Below are 16,839 nucleotides of genomic sequence, written 5' to 3'. Positions count from 1 at the left end.
TGGCGCAGGGCGGCATGACCGCCGGTGGAGGGGACGGATTTCAGCGGCGGAGGACGCGGGTGAGGCCGAACAGAAGGGCCACCGTGCCGAGCGCGGCGATCACCAGGGCGAGCGCGGCCCCGGGCTCGAGGGTGATCCCGCGCTCGACGACCTGCGCGCGCAGCACCGGGTCGGCCGAGATGACGAGCAAGCCGATCGAAGCGGCGGCGAGGACAAGGCCGTAGACGACGGCGCCGACTCGGATCCGCGGGCGCGCGGGGGAGGGGGTGGGCGTGGTGGTCATCGTGCGGCTCCTGACTCGGGGGTGGCTGCCGGGGTGGCGCCGGGGGTGGCGGTGTCGTTCGTGGCGTCCGGGGTGGAGTCGTTGACGCGGATCGAGCCGCCCTCCTGGGCGATGCGGACCACGAACGGCTCGGCGTCCGGGTCGCCGAAGGTCTGCGTCCAGATCTGCCGGCCGCCGGCGGTGCGGACCTCGCGGGGCGCGTCGACCGCGCCCCCGTCGGCGTCGACCACCCAGAGGCCCGTGTCCTCGGTGGTCGCCTCCAGGCGCACCGCGGTACCCGCCATCGTGGCGACGGACACCCGCCCGTAGCCGACCCAGAGGTCCAGCGGTTCGCCGGTGCTCTCGGAGCCGGGCACGACCGTGACCTGCAGGTCACTCGCCGCGAGGGTCGCGAAGCGACCGGGTGCGGCGCTCGAGAAGCCGTAGGAGCCGAGCACCGGCAGCAGCGTGCGGTCGGTCGGCAGCATGGCGGCGCAGGCGGCCGTGATGAGCGCGACCGTCGCGAGGGCGATCAGCGCGATTGCGCGCCTGCGGAGCAGCCCGGCGAGCACGATCACCACGGCGAGCACGAGCGCGGCGGACGCGGCTCCGACCACGAGGGCTGTGGGTCCGGAGGCGGTGAGCGAGACCAGCGCGCCGGTCAGGGCGGCGGCCCCCAGGGCGAGCAGGGTGAGGCTCGCCCGCAGTCGCGGGTTCGCGGCGCGACGGAGGCGGTGGCGTTCCAGGCGCGCGGCGGTGACGGCGGCGGCGGCGAGACGCGCCTCCTCCGCCCGGGCGCGGGCCGTCTCGCGGGCCGAGGCTGCCTGCTGGGCGCGGAACGTCTCCCGTTCGGCGCGCCACGCCTCCTGACGCTCGCGCCAGTCGGCAACGGCTTCGGGGGAGGAGGGGCGCGCGTCCTGCAGGCCAGGGTCGGGCGCGGGGTAGGCGGGGCGGAGGGGAGGCGGTGGGGTACGGCCGGGTCGCGGACGGGCCCTCGGCGGGGTACGGAGCGGCCGCGTCGTCCGACCGGCGGCTGCGGCGCACGACCCAGACCACGAAGGCCACGATCAGTCCGAGCACCACGAGTGACCACAGCGTCCCCCCGGTCGCAGGCGCCCACGGCACCGCCCCTGCGTAGGCACTGCCGAGCGACCAGAACCCCTGGGCCACCGGCAGCATCGACGCGAGCACGAGGGCGCCGATGGCGGCGTGCACCCGGTCGAGCGAGCCGCGGAGCAGCCGCGCCACCGGCAGTGCGCCGTCCTGGTCGGGCAGTAGCAGCCAGGCGGCGGCGTAGAGGAGGAGCGCCGGTCCGCCCAGCACCGCGACGACGAGTACGATGCCGCGCACGATCAGCGGGTCGATGCCGAGTCGGTCGGCGATACCCGCGCAGACGCCGCCGATCCAGCCGGGGCGGCGGGGCAAGTCGAGGCCGCGCAGCCAGAGCACGAAGCGGTTCTCGGCGACGGGCGGGGGGTCGGTGGGTTGCGGGGGTGGGTGGGCTGCGAGGGGTCGGTGGGCTCGGGCTCCTGCGGGGAGCCGCCGGCCTGCGAGGATCCGCTGCCTGTCGCGGCTACGCCGGCCTGCGAGGATCCGCTGCGCGCGTTTCCCGTGGCATCCTCGCCTGCGGGCCCCGTCCCGATCGGGGTCGGCTCCGTGCCGTCTCGTTCCGTGCCGTCCGGCTCCGCGCCGTCTCGTTCCGTGCCGTCCGGCGGGGTCGTGCTGTGTCCTGTCATGCTGCGAGTCTCCCGTGCGCCCCCCGTGCCCGACCATCGGGGGAACCCCTGATCCGACCCTGAGAGCATCCCCGCTCGCCCGGTCGACCTGTTTGGATGCAGGGGTGAGCACAGTCCCCGGCACCGCCGTCCGCCCTCCGCTGCGGCGCCCGCGGACGGTCCTGCTCGGCGGAGTCTGCGCCGCCCTCGCCGAACACCTCGGCTGGAGCGTGCGCGCCACCCGCCTGCTCGCCCTCGCGACCACCGCGCTCGGCGGGGGCGGCGCCCTCCTCTACCTCTGGCTCTGGGCACTGGTGCCGCTCGCGCCGCCCGACGCGCGCGCCGCCGACCCGGCCGTCCGCCGCTCCGCTCCCGTCGCCGGCCTGCTGACCCTCGCCGCCGCGGTCGCGGTGCTCGCCGTGCTGATCACCGTCGGCCCCGGTGATGACGCCGACGTCACCCGCGCCCTCGTCGCGGTCGGGCTGCTCGCGGGCGGAGCCGTGGCCTGGACTCTGGGGCTCGACCGCGGCGACCCGGCGCGGCCTGCGCGCTACGGCTCCGCGGTGCGTCTCGCCTCCTGTTCGCTGCTGGTGCTCGCCGGAGCGGCCGTGCTCACCGGGCGCCCGAGTGCCCTGGACGCCGTGCTCGCCGTGGGCGTGCTGCTGATCGCGGCGGGTGTGCTGGCCGCGCCGCGGGTGGTCACCCTCTGGTCCGAGCTGATGCGTGAGCGCGCCGCCCGCGTGCGCGAGGAGCAGCGGGCCGAGATCGCCGCGCACCTGCACGACTCCGTGCTGCAGACCCTCGCGCTCATCCAGAACCGAGCCGGAGCCTCCAGCGAGGTCGCCCGCATCGCCCGCGCCCAGGAGCGGGAGCTGCGCGACTGGTTGTTCGAGCGCGACGTCCCCGTCGCCAACGACCTGGCGGCCGAGGTCCGGTCGATCGCCGCCGTTGTCGAGCTCGACTATCCGGTGCACCTCGACGTGGTGGCCGTGGGCGCGTCGGTCGCCGGTTCCGCCGCCCTCCTCGCCGCGACGCGGGAGGCCGTACTCAACGCGGCGCGGCACGCGGGCGGCGACGTCTCGGTCTACCTGGAGTCGTCCGCGCAGGGCGTCGACGTCTTCGTGCGCGACCGCGGTCCCGGCGTTGACCTGGACGAGGTCCCCGGCGACCGGCTCGGCATTCGCGAGTCGATCATCGGTCGGATGTCGCGGGCCGGCGGTAGCGCGATGGTGCGCCCCGGAGTCGGCGGCATCGGTACCGAGGTGCATCTGCGGCTCCCCGCGGAGGTCGAGCGGTGACCCGCGTGCTGCTGGTCGACGACCACTCCATCTTCCGCTCCGGTCTGCGCGCCGACCTCTCTCCCGAGCTCGACGTCGTGGGGGAGGCGCCCGACGTGGATACCGCCGTCGCCCTCGTCGCATCGCTCGCGCCCGAGGTGGTGCTGCTCGACGTGCACCTGCCGGGCGGCGCGGGCGGAGGAGGGGCGGAGGTGCTGCGGCGCAGCGTCGGCTCGCCGTCGCGCTTCCTCGCGCTGAGCGTCTCGGACGCCGCGGAGGACGTGGTCGGCGTGATCCGAGCCGGCGCCCGCGGCTACATCACCAAGGCCAGCTCCGGCGCCGAGGTGAGCCGGGCCGTGCTCGCGGTGGCGGGCGGGGACGCCGTGTTCTCGCCGCGTCTGGCCGGCTTCGTACTCGACGCCTTCGGTGCGCTCGCGGGCGAGCAGGCGGAGTCGGTGGACGAACTCGACCGCCTCTCGGCCCGCGAGCGCGAGGTCATGCGCCTGATCGCCCGCGGCTACGCCTACAAGGAGGCCGCCGCCGAGCTCTTCATCTCGGTGAAGACGGTCGAGTCCCACGTCTCCGCGGTCCTCCGCAAACTCCAGCTCTCCTCCCGCTACGAGCTGACCGCGTGGGCCTCGGCCCGCCGGCTGCTCTGAGGCGCACGCTCCTGCTCCTCGTTGCTGGGTCCTCGTTGCTGGTTCCTCGCCGCCCCTCCGCCGTCAACCGTGCGATGAGCAGGGGATCCCGACACCTCACAGCAGTTTCTGCGGCACAACGCCCCTCCTCCCGCAAATCCCCTGCAGATCGCACACCGGCGGCAGGAGTTACGCCCGAGAGCCGTCCTCGTCTTCGGTCGCAGCACGTCGGCGCGCGCCGAGGCCGAGGGCGGTGGCGCCCGCGGCCAGAAGCGCCGTCGCGCCGGCGATCAGCCCGGCGCCCTCGACTCCGGTGGAGGCGAGCGCGCCGCCCGAGCCGCCACCCGTCACCGGCGTGTCGGTCAGCGTGCTCGTGGGCACCGTCGCCGGATCGGCGCCGGACCCCGCGCCCGGTCCCGACGCCGGAGGAGTTGCGGGCGAAGTCGCGGGCGGAGTCGTCGTCGGCCCCGGGCCCGGGTCCGGCGCCGGCTGCGCGACCTGCGACGCCGGCAGGATCTGCACGATCGTCGGCCGCGGCGCCGCCACCGCGCCCGCCGCCGTCGATCCGTAGTCCGGGAACAGCGAGTGCGGCGCCTCGAACGTCCCCTCCTCGCCCGGGTGCTGCACCGCCACGAACACATGCTGGTCGAGGTCGTGCACGATCGGGCCGCAGGTCTCGGCGTCGCGCGGCACCGAGAGGAACTGCTCCACCTTCCCGCGGCTCGCACCGTCGAGCGTCACCTTGAACAGGCCGTCGTTGTAGCCGATACCGTCGGGCGCGCCGTCCGTGGCGATCCACAGGTTCCCGACGGAGTCGAAGGCCACGTTGTCGGGGCAGGAGATCGGCGAGACCTTCTCGGCCGGGAAGCCGGAGAAGTAGACCGCGTCGCCCTGCGCCTGGTCGCCGCAGAGCATCAGCAGGTTCCAGGTGAAGGTGCGGCCGGTCTGGTCGCCGCCGTCCTCGATGATCTCGACGATGTGACCGTCGCGGTTCTCGGTGCGCGGGTTGATCTCGGTCGCGCCCTCCTTGCCCTCCTTGCCGCGGTTGGAGTTGTTCGTGCAGGACACGTAGATCCGCCCGCTGACCAGGCTGGGCTGCACGTCCTCGCAGCGGTCCATCTTGGTCGCGCCGGCGGCGTCCGCTGCCTGGCGGGTGTGCACGAGCACCTCCTCCACGCTCCTCCCAGCGATCATTGAGGCGCCGTTCAGCACCAGGGGCAGCCACTCGCCGATCCCGTCGAAGCCGCCGTCCGAGGGGACCGCTCCGGTGCCGGTGATCTCGGCGACGGGGGAGTCCCCGGTGAAGCGGGCGACGAAGAGGTCGCCCTCCTCCAAGAGGGTCTTGTTGTGGGCGCGGTCGCCCTCGATGTAGCGCTTCGCCGACACGAACTTGTAGAGGTAGTCGAAGCGCTCGTCGTCGCCCATGTAGGCGACCACACGGCTGTCCGGAGCGATGATGACGTTCGCGCCCTCGTGCTTGAGGCGACCGAGCGCCGTGTGCTTCTTCGGTGTCGAGGTCGGCTCGAAGGGGTCGAACTCGACGATCCAGCCGAAGCGGTTCGGCTCGTTCTCGTAGCCCGGGGTGCGGGCGTCGAAGCGAGGGTCGTCGAGTTCCCATCGCCGCGAGGTCTCGGCGTTGGCGAGGCCGTAGCGCTTCTCGAAGTCGTTCGTGCCGGTGACGCGGAAGTAGCCGTTGAAGTTCTCCTCGCCCGAGAGGATCGTGCCCCACGGTGTCGTGCCTCCGGAGCAGTTGGCGAGCGTGCCGAGCACCGTGCGGCCCTCAGGGTCGGCGACCGTCTTCAGCAGGTCGGAGCCGGCGGCGGCGCCGGTCACGGTGTATGGGGTGTCGAGCAGGTAGCGGCGATTGCGCTCGCCGCCGCGGACGTACGACCACGGGCGGTCGACCGCGGTACGGACAAGCTCGACCACGCTGAGGCCGTGGGCCGCGCGGCCGACGGCACGCACCCGCTCGGGCTCGGCTTCGAGCTGCGCGGCCGGAAACATGATGTTCTCGTTTGTGTACTCGTGGTTGACGACCAGCAGCGCCCGGAGCCGGTTCGAGCCCGGGATCTCGACGATGTCGGTGTAGTCGTTGTTGAAGCCGAACTGCGCGGCCTGGGACGCCTCGGTCTGATCGGTGATGTCGAAGGCGGGGCTGTCGGCGAAGAGCGGGTCGCCCCAGCGGATGATCGGCTGCCAGGCGAAGCCCTCCGGCACCGTAAGCGCGTCGACCGTGTAGGGGACGGGGGCGATCGGAGTGAAGGTGAGCGGTGAGCCGTCGGTTGCGGCGGCTTGCGCTGCCTGCGCGGCTTGCGCTGTGGGCGCTCCTGCGGCCGACGTGACGGCGACGGTGACCGCGCCGGCCAGGCCCAGCCCGAGGGCGCTGCGGCGGGTGAGCTGTGCCGAGACGATGTCCCGGAAGTAGCTGTTGTGCGAGGTGTTGCAGGTCGCGGTCGAGCACGCGTTCGCGCACTTGAGCGCGCAGGTCACAGGGCTGCGCTTCCCCCGAACGTGGCCGGCCATCGGCAGCAAGAGTCGGCGGGAGGTGTCGGTCATCGTTGTCTCGTCCTTCGGTGGGTCGCGGGCGCGTGATGCGACGAGTCGACCAAGACGGGCGGACCGGGACGGGGAGCGGAGGCGACCGGCAGGCGAACGAGCGGTTAACCCTCTCTCAGGAGCAGCCCCGTCCCCTCCGCAGGCCCCGCCCCCTCCGCAGGAAGCCGTCCGATTAGCAGGAAGCCGTGCGATTCGAAGGAAGCCGTGCGATGTGCAGGCCCCCGTCCGATGTGCAGGCCCCCGTCCGATTCGCAGGGAGGCGTCCGATTCGCAGGGAGGCGTGCGATTCGCAGGGGTTTGCGACCGCGTTCACTCGATCAGGCGGAAGAGAACGATCTCCCGCGTCGAGCCCCTGCACATCGCACGTCGGTGGTCGGTTCGGTGGTCACCGAAGCGGTACCGGAGTCGGAGCTTGGGGCGGATGCTCAGCCTCAGCCTCAGCCTCAGCCTCAGCCTCAGCCTCAGCCTCAGCCTCAGCCTCAGCCTCCTGCTCCGCGATCGCCCGGCGCATCTCCCGCGCCGACGAGAAACCGGCCGAGCGCGCCAGCTCCTGCTGTTCCCGGAGCGACGCCCGGACCCATCGGGCCAGCATCTCGCGCGCGGAGTCGACCCGAGCCGCCCGCAGGTACCACTCCAGGGTCCGGCCTGTGCGGGAGATCGCCGTCTCCAGCTCCGGAAGCGGCACGGACAGCTCGTCGGCGACCGCTTGAGGATCGAAGGTCGGATCCGCGTGGCCCTTGACCACGATTGCGACAGCCCGGCGGATCAACTCAGCCGTCGGTGGAGGCGTTTCTGCGGGCAGAGGAGGCCCGATCGTCATGAGCACGGCCGCGAGGAGCGCCTCGAACGTACTGAGCAGGTTCGCCCACGTCGGTGCGTCCGGTTCCAGCCGGAGTTCGGCGCCGGCGCGGATGGTCGCCACGGCCAGTGTCGCGGTGGGGTCGCGGGCCCGCAGCACGGTCGGCCGCTGCGGCAGCCCCAGCCAGAACCGGTGCAACCGTGACTGCGCGAGCGTGATCTCGACCGCGGTGTACTGCCGGTCGCTCGAGACGACGAACCGCGCCGGAGTCGTCTGCAGCATCAGGTCGCCGGACCGCAGCGTCTCGTCGATCCCTTCCCCGCAGATCCGCAGTTCGCCCTCATCGACCGCGAGGATCGCGAGCCCGGCGTCCTCGCGGAGCAGCGTGACCACCGGAGCATTGTGGCGGAGTCGCGCGAGGGTGTGCTCCCGGCCGCGAAGCGAGTCGCCGGCGAGTTGCAGCGCCTCCGTCGGCCCCTGCGGGGACCAGCCGATGGCCCTCATCCACTCCGCGGCGGCGTCGCCCACTCGGTCGTCGCGGGGTTCGATCGGAGCGGGCAGCCAGTTGTCGAAAGGTTTTACGGGGACTCCTTGCGGCGCACGTCGGGCCACCCTTAGTGGTGTCATCGCACCAGGATGGGCCACCACGTCGCCGAGCAGAAGAGCAGGAGCCGTTTCTGGCGTCAATGGACACAGTGGCGACTCCGGCGTTAGTGGCGACTCCGGCGACCGTGGCCCCAGTCGTCCCCGGCGACCGTGGCCCCCGGCCTCCCCCGCCTCCCCCGCCGAGCAGCGCCGACCCGACGAGCGCCACGGTTTTCGTTCTCCTGCGCGAGGCGAGAGAGTGGGTTCCGCGCTCCGGGAAGCATCGGATCCGCAGTCCGGGAATGCCTCGGATCGACACCCCCGTTACACCCCACGGCGGCACGCGCGCCGCCCCTACGGAAGGACCCCTCATGACCCTCGTCGTCACCGGAGCCACCGGCCACCTCGGCCGTCTCGTCGTCGAGCACCTGCTTGCCCGCGGCACCGCCGCCTCCGATATCGTCGCCACCGGCCGCACCGCCGCGAAGCTCGAGGCACTCGCCGCCGACCTCGGCGTGCGCACCGCCGTCGCCGACTTCGAGGACCCCGCCTCGCTCGATGCCGCCTTCGCGGGCGCCGAGGCCGTCCTGCTCGTTTCCGGCTCCGAGGTGGGCAAGCGCGTCGCCCAGCACACCGCCGTCGTCGAGGCCGCCGCCCGCGTCGGCGCGCGTCTGGTCTACACCAGTGCCCCGAAGGCGACCACGAGCCCGCTCATCCTCGCCCCCGAGCACAAGGCCACGGAGGAGGCGATCGCCGCCGCCGGCATCCCCGCCGTGATCCTGCGCAACGGCTGGTACAACGAGAACTACGCCCAGACGATCTCCGAGCTCGCCACGACCGGCAGCACCCTCTCGAGCGCCGGCGAGGGCCGCGTGGCCAGCGCTGCCCGCAGCGACTACGCCGAGGCCGCCGCGGTGGCCCTGACCGATGCCGCCCTGGTCGGCACCGTGCACGAGCTCTCGGGCGACACCGCGTGGAGCTTCGACGAGCTGGCCGCGCTCGTCGCCGAGGTGGCCGGCCGTGACGCCGCGATCACCCACGTCTCCTCCGACGAGCACGCCCGCATCCTCACCGAGGCCGGCGTGCCCGAGGGCGGAGTCCACTTCGTGGTCGGCCTCGACGCGAACATCGCCGACGGCCTCCTCGGTGTCACCGACGGCTCCCTCGCCCGCCTGATCGGCCGCCCCACCATCCCGATCCGCACCTACGTTCAGGAGCAGCTCGCCCGCTGACCTCGCCGCGCGACCCCCTATCACTCCGCCGCGAGGGCCCGCGGTATCGGAGTGCGCAGCGCATGCAGCGTCGGCAGGAGCGTCGACGCCAGCACCAGCGCGAGCCCAACGAGGAGCACGACGGTCGGCGCTCCGAGCGGAATCGAGGGCACGACCACGATATGGCGGGAGGTGGACAGAGCGACCGCGACCATCGTCGCGGCGACGGCGATGACTCCCGTGCCCAGCAGGAACGCCGTCAGTGCGTGGACGACCGCCTCACCGACGGAGGAGGCAATGATTGTCGCGTCCGTCGCTCCTGCGGCGCGCAGCAGCGCGGTGCGGCGGTCGCGGTCGCGGCCCGCGACGAGGACGACGACGGCGGAGCCCAGGAGGGCCAGCACGACCGGCGGCCCGACCAGGAGGGCGAGCAGGGACATCGCGCCGCCGGAGCTGATGGTGAAGTAGTCCGGCGGCACCTCCTGCGTGATGGTGACCGCGCTGATCGTCGTTTCCAGGGCGGCGAAGAACCCGCCGATCAACGCGACCGCGATCATCATCGGGGTCACCGCCGCTGCCGAGAGTCCGATGTCGTGCCGGGCGTTGTGCCGCGCGAGGTACCACGCCGCCGAGACCCGTGCCGGCAGCAGGGACGTCCACACCCGCACTGCGGCCGGGAACGTCAGCGGGCCCAGCGCGGCCACGACAAGAACGAGGATCGGGGCGAGGAGCGTGCCGAGCCACAGGATCTTCGCCCGGTCGTCGGTGACCATGCCCTGACCGGCCAGGGCGAGCGGAACGAGGAGGACCGCGGTCACGATCCAGCGACGCACGCTCATCCGGGCGGCTGGCGCCGTCGACGCCCGCAGGACAGCCAGGGGCTCGGTCCGGGCGGCGCGTCGGGCGGCGGGGATGCTCGCGGCGAGCACGAGGACGCAGACAAGGACGACGTCGGCGATCGCGCTGGGCACGCCGAAGCGGAGCGAAAGAGGAGTACCGGTGGCGGAGGCGAGCAGTTGCTCGAGAAGGGTCGGCACGATCAGCGCGGCGATGCCCGCCCCGAGCGCCGAGCCTGCTAGCGCCACGACGACCGACTGGCCGAGGATCACCCTCCGAACGGACGATGGCTGCACGCCGGCGAGGCGCCACCTCGCGAACTCCTGCCGGCGCAGGTCGACGGCGAGCTTGCTCACGGCACCGACGACGAGCAGAGCGGTCGAGACCGAGACGACCAGGACCGCCACAGCCATGTTGATCAGCCCCTGACCCGCCTCTGTATCCATCGCCGCCCCCGTTTCCACCAGGCAGAGTCCGAAGGCGAGGACGAGCGCGGCTCCCGCGACGGTCACGAACGGGCCCAGCCTGCTCGCCGCATCCGTGCGCAGGTCTGCCAGGATCAGGCGGATCATGCGTCGACCTCCGCGACTCCGGTGCTCGTGGCCGCATCGAGCGCGGCGAGGATCGCCGGCCTCGTGGGGGTGGTGATCTCGGCGTGGATCCGCCCGTCCCTGAGTACGAGGACGCGGTCTGCGAGGGTCGCCGCGTCGAGGTCGTGTGTCACCATCACCACCGAGCGCTCCCCGGACGCCAGTGAGCGCAGCAGTGCCAGCACGCGGGCTCCGGCCGCACCGTCGAGAGAGCCTGTCGGCTCGTCGGCGAAGACGACCTCCGGATCGGCCGCCAGCGCCCGGGCGATCGCGACGCGCTGCTGCTGACCGCCCGACAGGCGGCCAGGAGTGTGCCGTGCCCGGTCCGCCAGTCCGACCGCGGCGAGCGCCTGGTCGGCGCGGTCGGCGGCGTCCCGGCGTCGGGCGAGCCGGCCGGCGAGCGCCACGTTCTCCCGCGCGCTCAGCGAGGGGATGAGGTTGAACTGCTGGAACACGAAGCCCAGCGTGTCCCGCCGGAAGCGGGCGAGCTCGGCCTGGCGGAGGCCACCGACGGCTGTGCCCGCGATGCGGACGTCCCCGGAGGTGGGCGCTTCGAGCGAGGAGAGGCAGTAGAGGAGGGTCGACTTGCCGGAGCCGCTCGGACCGACGATCGCGACGAACTCGCCTCGATTCACGCGCAGAGACACCCCGTCGAGGACATCGACCGCCGGTGCTCTGCGGCCGGTCTGGAACGACTTCGAGATGCCGACCGCCTCGATGAGTGGCTCGGTCGCGGAGTCGGCGTGCTGCTGGGGATCCGTCATGGGTCCAGTCGACCAGCCGGGGCGCGGCTTGTCGGTCGAGCCTCCCCCCCTCCTGAGGGGGGGGCAGCACTACCCCCTCCGCGCCACGCTCGGGCGCTCCGGCCGCCTCTGCTCCTACTGTGGGCGCCATGCCCTCCACTGCACTCCCGTCCTCGGCGCAGAAGTCCCCGCGGACCGCCGACGCGGAGGGCTGGCGCGCCCTGCTGAGCCCCGGCTTCCTCTTCTCGTCGTGGCCGTGGCGTGCGCTGGTCTACGCGCTGTGCACCGTCGCCCTCGCTGCCGTGATCCTCCCGCTCTTCACCGTCGCCCTCCTGCTCGTCCCGGCGTGGGCCGTGCCCTTCGCCGCACTCGAGCGGAGGCGGGCGCGGGTCCTCGGTCTGCTACTCCTGCCGTCCGGCCATGCGTCCATCCCGCTGAGTCAGTGGTATCGGTGGCTGCCCCTGCGCTACGGGGAAGCGGCGACGTGGCGCGACACGGCCTACGTCATGGTCGCGATGGTGTTCGGAGTCGCGCATGCGGTCGTGTTCGCGTTCACCGTCGGGATCGTGGCCGCCTCCGTCTCCCTCCCCCGGGCTCTTTGGCAGTATTACCGGGGCGACGACGGGTACTCGTCCCGCCCGCCGGCCCTGTCCGTCGGCGAGTACGTTGTCGACCTCACCGATCTGACCAGCGTCGTCCTCACCCTGCTCGCCGTCGCCCTCGTCGAACTCGCTGTCGTCTACCTCGGAACACTCCTCGCGCTCGGGCAGGGCGCCCTCGTGCGCCTCCTGCTCTCCGCACGGCCGGAGAAGCTCGAGGCGCAGGTACGCGATCTCACCTCCTCCCGCGCCGCCCTTGTCAGCTCCTTCGACGCGGAGCGGCACAGCATCGAGCGGGACCTGCACGACGGCGTGCAGCAGAGGCTGGTCAGCGCCGCCCTAATGGTGGGCACCGCCGAGTTGGACGCGGAGGAGTTGGCGGCCTCCGGTGTCGATGCGTCTCGGCTGCGGGCGACCCTCGCCGCCGCGCACGACGCCGTCGAGGGCGCCCTCATCGACCTGCGGAACACACTCCGGGGCATCCACCCCGTCGTGCTGACGGATCACGGGCTGCCGGCCGCCTTGAGCGAGATCGCCGCTCGCCTCCCGATCCCGGTCGTCCTGCGGTCGAGTTCGACCGCTCGGCTCGACCCCGAGACTGAGACCTGCGCCTACTTCGTCGCGAGTGAGGCGCTGACCAACGTCGTGCGGCACGCGCGCGCGTCGATGGTCGAGGTGGAGCTGACGGTGCTCGACGGGCGCCTGACCCTGTCGGTGCTGGACGACGGGATCGGCGGCGCCGAAGTGACGCGCGGGTCAGGCCTGGCGGGTCTGCAGGAGAGGGCGGTCGCGGCCGGAGGGACCCTCGTGCTGCGCAGTCCGGTGGGCGGGCCGACCCGCGTGGTCCTCTCGGTGCCCGGCGACCCGGCGTGCGCCGCAGAAGGCGCCAGCTGAGCTGCGCCGAGAGGGCCACCGGTAGCCTTCCCGACCGTGCGCATCATTCTCGCGGAGGACACCGCGCTGCTTCGAGACGGTCTCACCTCGGTGCTCGAGCGGTTCGGCCATGTGGTGACATCGGTGGCCGACGCGGTGGAGCTGGAGGCCGTCGTCGAGATCGCGCTGTCCTCCTCCACGGGTGTGGACATCGTCATCACCGACATCAGGATGCCTCCCCATCACCGCAACGACGGGCTCGAGGCCGCGATCGCCCTGCGCGCCCGACACCCCGGCTTGCCCGTGCTGGTGCTGTCCCAGTACGTCGCGGGCGCCTACGCGCGCGAACTCCTCGCTGACGGCGGTGGTGGTGTCGGTTACCTCTTGAAGGACCGGGTCGGCCGGATCGCCGATTTCCTCTCCTCGCTCGCAGTGGTCCGCGCCGGAGGCACGGTGATCGATCCGGAGGTCGTGCAGCAGGTCTTCGCCCGCACCGCGCCCGGCTCGCCGCTCGCCGCCCTGACCTCTCGCGAGCGCGAGGTGCTCGAGAAGATGGCGTCGGGGATGGCGAACGGCGACATCGCCGACGCGCTCGTCGTCTCGGAGGCGGCGGTCGCCAAGCACATCGGCAGCATCTTCCTCAAACTCGGCCTCTCGGCCGAGGACCCGGGCCATCGCCGCGTCCGTGCGGTCCTCGCCTTCCTTTCCGCGGACGGCCGCTGACCGAGTCCGCGCGTCAGTTCCGCGCCGATCAGTTCTGCAGAGCCTCGACGGGTGTCACCGACACGGCGCGGCGGGCGGGGATGAGCGCGGCGACCACCGTCAGCAGCAGCGTGGCCAGCACCAGACCGAGGACCAGAGCGGGCGGGACGACGGGTGCCGTCGCGACCACTGCGGGCAGCGAGCCGAGGAAGGACAGCGCACCCGTCCAGCCGTAGGCGATTCCCAGCGCGAGACCCAGAATGACGGCCGTGATCGACGTGGTGGCCGCCTCGAACACGATCGTCCACCGCACCTGAGCGCGGGAGAACCCCATCGCGCGCAGGAGTCCGATCTCGCGCCGACGCTGTAGGACGCTGATGGAGAGGTCGTTCACCACTCCGATGCCCGCGAGCAGAGCGCTGAAGGCGACCAGCCCGAGCCCGAGCGCGCCGACCTGGAGCATGACGTCGTCGACCCCGACGTAGTAGTCGGGGCGCGCGGCGATCGCCTGGTCGAGGATGCCGCGGAATGTCGCCAGCGCCACCGAGAAGGTGGTCACGACGGTGACGCCGATGAACACCCCGGTGGTGGCCCGGGTACTGCGGTCGGGCGAGCGGAGCGCGTTGGCACGGGCCAGAACCGCCTCCGGACGCGATCCGAACAGGCGGCCCATGAGGTGGAGTGAGCCGGGCAGGATCGCGCGTGCCCCGAGGACGACGCCGGAGAAGGACAGCAGACCGCCCATCAACGTGAGGAGGACTCCGCTGTAGTTGACCAGACCTTGCAGCACTCCGAACACGATCACCGCGCCGCCGAGGAGGACGAGCACGGCGGCGACCGTGTTCCTCACCGGGCGGCCCCGACGCGCACCGATCGGTGCCTCGTGCGAGGCGGCGAGAGCCTGAAGAGGCGACACCGTGAGCACCTCTCTGGACCCCGACCAGGACGCGACGATCGTGACGGCGACGACGCTCAGGAGCGGGAGCGCGACAGCGGCGGGGATGCTCGGAGCCAGGAAGGCGACTCCGGCGGCGGTCGAGACGGCCACAAGCAGCGCCAGGCCGAGGCCGAGGCCGACCCCGAACCCGAGTACCGCCCCCGCGACGCCGATCAGAGCCCCCTCCCGGAGGAAGACCCGGCGCTGAGCGCGAGCGGTGGAGCCCAGCAGGCGCAGCAGAGCGATGCTCTGCACCCGCGTCGAGACGGTGGCGGCGACGGTATTGGTCGTCACGACGCCTCCGATGAAGGCGGCGATGCAGAAGAAGACGGGACCGAGGACGGCGAGCAGCTGCGGGACGAGGTGGCTGCTGCCGGTGCCCGGCGCGTCACGCATGATCGCGTCTACGCCGGCCAGGACAGTGACGAGACAGGTTCCGAATGTTGCTCCGACGGTGGCGACCAGAAGGCTCGATCGCTGCTCGCGCAGGGTCTGTCGTGCTGTCATGGCTGATCTCCGTGGTGTCGAGGTTCGTGGGGGAGTGGTGCGGGGGCCGACTGGTGACCGGATTCGCTGCGCTCACGCGGACAACGGAAGCCACCGCGGACCCGCCCACTGACGAGGGCCTCCAGGTCGCCAGGGGGAGGGGTTGGCTGGTGCGGTCAGGCGGGTCGCGAGCAACAGGGGCTCCTTTCACAGCCCCAGGCTGCCCGTCACCCTCCTGATCGTGCATCGGCCGCTCGGCTCGCCATGATCGACCCAGCGGACGAGTTCGGTGGACCCGCAGGCGCACACGGGTGTCTCCGATGCCCGCGGCTGGATACCCGCCCGGCTCCACGTCCCGGTCGGTGCATCGCGCGGCACGCGAATGCCGTCGTAACGGAGGCTGAATGCCCTCCACCTACCGAATTCGGGGCTCCCGGCCGCATCCAGCCTCGGTTACGACGACGTCTCGCCCTACAGCGTGTGGACTCGCTCCCGCAGCGCGGACCTCAGCACTTGTTCGCCTTGGTGTACGTGACGTAGTCGTCGTCGTTCCCCGCGTTGTACCCCGCGGCGTCCACGACGTCGGTCTCCACGTCCTTGTCGCCGTGGTAGAGGGTTCCGTCCTTCGAGAGGAAGTAATTCCCGGCCAGCGGCGTCGAGTCATTGGCAACGCTGGTGTGCTCGCTACCAGGTCCATCACCCTGTGCGATATAGGCCTTGCCGTCTGTGGTGACGTACGTCACGTAGTCGGTGCTGCCGCCGGTGTTGTAGCCGGCCGCCTTCTTGACCTTGTCGGCCACCTTGGTGCCGCCGTGATAGAGCGCTCCGTCCTTCGAAAGGAAGTAGTTCCCCTGCAACGGGGTCGAATCGTCCGGGGCCGCCTTCGTGCTGCTGGGTCCGTCCCCCTTGGCGAGCCAGGCCTTTCCGTCGTTCTTGACATAAGCGACATAGTCGTTGGTGTCGCCGGCGTTGTATCCGGCCGCGCGCTTCACGTCACTGGCGACCTCGGTGCCGGCGTGGTACAGAGCCCCGTCCTTCGAGAGGAAGTAGTTCCCGGCCAGAGGTGTCGAGTCGGCAGGGGCGGCCTTCTCGCTTCCGGGCCCGTCTCCCTTGGCGAGCCAGGCCTTGCCGTTCGTCGTGACGTAGGCGACGTAATCGGTGCTGCCTCCCGTGTTGTATCCGGCTGCCTTCTCGACGTCACTCGCCACCACCGTGTCCTCGTGGTAGAGCGTGTTGCCCTTCAGGAAGTAGTTACCCTGCAGAGGAGTCGCGTCACCGGGGACCTTCGCGTGCTTCTTCCCGGCACCATTTTTATTCGCGACGTACGCCCCATCGGACTTGAAGGCGGTCTTCACCGGCGCACTCGCCGACAGGGAGTCCGACGTGGCGCTGAAGGTGCTGTCGCCGCCGCGAGCGGGAACCTTGATGTCCGGCAGGGTGATGAGCCCGTCGGTTCCCGTTGTCCGGGAGACCGAGGTCGAGCGGTCCGCGAACCTGTAGCCGTTCGCAAGCTTCACGGTGACGACCTTGCCCGGGTCGGCAGTCGAGCCGTCGGTGGTGCGTTTCACCTGCACGCCCGTGATCGTCCCGCACGCCTTGCCGCTGTAGGAGGTCTGCGTGAAGGTCAGGGTCGGCCCGCCGGACGCGGCGGCGGCGGGGGTGGCCATCGAGACGGCGACGACGGGGACCGTCCAAGCGGTCCCCTTCACCAGGGTCCGGCGGTGCACACCGTCTGAGGCGGGGATGCTCCAGCCGTCGTCGATGCGGATCTCGTGCGAGGTGTAGGGGTTCTGGTCGTTCATAAGCGCCTCCGGGGGAGCGGGTTTGGATGTGGACGGCCCTCATGTTTCTGGCCGCGCTCGCTGAAGCAGAAGCGAGGACGACCCGAACCGGAGGTTTGGGCACGGAAGACCGGAAGTCTGGACCTCCGCGGCCGTCCGTTCCCGACACTGAGGGCTTGACCTCCCTCAGCCAGCTGCCCTCCCGCCGTCCTCGCGGGTCGGCGCCGACCCCTCCCCCACCCCCGCCG

12 protein-coding genes and 2 pseudogenes are annotated in these 16,839 nt (G+C 71.9%); 5 read left to right on the top strand and 9 right to left on the bottom strand.

The window, feature by feature from the left end; genetic code table 11:
- Nucleotides 1-40: 40 nt before the first annotated feature.
- From C1O28_RS13160 to C1O28_RS16165, 3 genes and pseudogenes are all read right to left on the bottom strand, one after another.
- The gene (locus C1O28_RS13160; protein WP_097167197.1) at nucleotides 41-283 is read right to left on the bottom strand and encodes a hypothetical protein; all 243 of its coding nucleotides are present in this window, start codon (nucleotides 281-283) and stop codon (nucleotides 41-43) included.
- Complete coding sequence (locus C1O28_RS13155; RefSeq protein WP_104346950.1) at nucleotides 280-879, bottom strand: hypothetical protein; 600 nt, start codon at nucleotides 877-879, stop codon at nucleotides 280-282. Before C1O28_RS13155 ends, C1O28_RS13160 begins: the two co-directional genes overlap by 4 nt.
- Nucleotides 880-1,540: 661 nt before the next feature.
- Nucleotides 1,541-2,035, bottom strand: a pseudogene (locus tag C1O28_RS16165) (PspC domain-containing protein); the annotation flags it as partial.
- A 67-nt stretch (nucleotides 2,036-2,102) separates the two neighbouring features.
- On the opposite strand from C1O28_RS16165, the gene C1O28_RS13145 reads away from it, so the two are divergent.
- Together C1O28_RS13145 and C1O28_RS13140 are read left to right on the top strand one after the other, a co-directional pair.
- Nucleotides 2,103-3,275 (top strand): sensor histidine kinase, encoded by a 1,173-nt coding sequence (locus C1O28_RS13145; protein ID WP_097167195.1) that lies wholly within the window; start codon nucleotides 2,103-2,105, stop codon nucleotides 3,273-3,275.
- A complete protein-coding gene (locus tag C1O28_RS13140) occupies nucleotides 3,272-3,913 on the top strand; it encodes a LuxR C-terminal-related transcriptional regulator (RefSeq protein WP_097167194.1) in 642 nt (213 codons plus the stop codon). Before C1O28_RS13145 ends, C1O28_RS13140 begins: the two co-directional genes overlap by 4 nt.
- Before the next feature lie 492 nt (nucleotides 3,914-4,405).
- On the opposite strand, the pseudogene C1O28_RS13135 reads toward C1O28_RS13140, so the two are convergent.
- Together C1O28_RS13135 and C1O28_RS15440 are read right to left on the bottom strand one after the other, a co-directional pair.
- Nucleotides 4,406-6,448 (bottom strand): annotated as a pseudogene (locus C1O28_RS13135) (PhoX family protein); the annotation flags it as partial.
- Between the two features lie 385 nt (nucleotides 6,449-6,833).
- On the bottom strand, nucleotides 6,834-7,751 hold the full coding sequence (locus tag C1O28_RS15440; protein ID WP_181105750.1) for a hypothetical protein: 918 nt from the start codon (nucleotides 7,749-7,751) through the stop codon (nucleotides 6,834-6,836).
- A 452-nt stretch (nucleotides 7,752-8,203) separates the two neighbouring features.
- Here C1O28_RS15440 and C1O28_RS13125 point away from each other — a divergent pair, with 452 nt between their 5' ends.
- Complete coding sequence (locus tag C1O28_RS13125) at nucleotides 8,204-9,064, top strand: NmrA family NAD(P)-binding protein (protein WP_097167191.1); 861 nt, start codon at nucleotides 8,204-8,206, stop codon at nucleotides 9,062-9,064.
- A gap of 20 nt (nucleotides 9,065-9,084) precedes the next feature.
- On the opposite strand, the gene C1O28_RS13120 is transcribed toward C1O28_RS13125, so the two are convergent.
- Both C1O28_RS13120 and C1O28_RS13115 read right to left on the bottom strand, forming a co-directional pair.
- Nucleotides 9,085-10,452 (bottom strand): FtsX-like permease family protein, encoded by a 1,368-nt coding sequence (locus tag C1O28_RS13120; protein ID WP_097167190.1) that lies wholly within the window; start codon nucleotides 10,450-10,452, stop codon nucleotides 9,085-9,087.
- Complete coding sequence (locus C1O28_RS13115) at nucleotides 10,449-11,234, bottom strand: ABC transporter ATP-binding protein (RefSeq protein ID WP_097167189.1); 786 nt, start codon at nucleotides 11,232-11,234, stop codon at nucleotides 10,449-10,451. Before C1O28_RS13115 ends, C1O28_RS13120 begins: the two co-directional genes overlap by 4 nt.
- 128 nt (nucleotides 11,235-11,362) lie before the next feature.
- On the opposite strand from C1O28_RS13115, the gene C1O28_RS13110 reads away from it, so the two are divergent.
- Together C1O28_RS13110 and C1O28_RS13105 are read left to right on the top strand one after the other, a co-directional pair.
- The gene (locus C1O28_RS13110) at nucleotides 11,363-12,706 is read left to right on the top strand and encodes a sensor histidine kinase (RefSeq protein ID WP_104249229.1); all 1,344 of its coding nucleotides are present in this window, start codon (nucleotides 11,363-11,365) and stop codon (nucleotides 12,704-12,706) included.
- A 36-nt stretch (nucleotides 12,707-12,742) separates the two neighbouring features.
- Complete coding sequence (locus C1O28_RS13105) at nucleotides 12,743-13,408, top strand: response regulator (protein WP_207759893.1); 666 nt, start codon at nucleotides 12,743-12,745, stop codon at nucleotides 13,406-13,408.
- 28 nt (nucleotides 13,409-13,436) lie between these two features.
- Here C1O28_RS13105 and C1O28_RS13100 read toward each other — a convergent pair whose 3' ends face one another.
- Entirely contained in the window at nucleotides 13,437-14,831 is a 1,395-nt protein-coding gene (locus tag C1O28_RS13100) for an ABC transporter permease (RefSeq protein ID WP_097167187.1), read from the bottom strand.
- 485 nt (nucleotides 14,832-15,316) lie between these two features.
- Complete coding sequence (locus C1O28_RS13095; RefSeq protein ID WP_097167186.1) at nucleotides 15,317-16,612, bottom strand: hypothetical protein; 1,296 nt, start codon at nucleotides 16,610-16,612, stop codon at nucleotides 15,317-15,319.
- Nucleotides 16,613-16,839 lie beyond the last annotated feature (227 nt).

Source organism: Rathayibacter rathayi, from assembly GCF_004011095.1.
GTDB lineage: Bacteria > Actinomycetota > Actinomycetes > Actinomycetales > Microbacteriaceae > Rathayibacter > Rathayibacter rathayi.
This window is presented reverse-complemented; position numbering and strand designations above follow the sequence as displayed.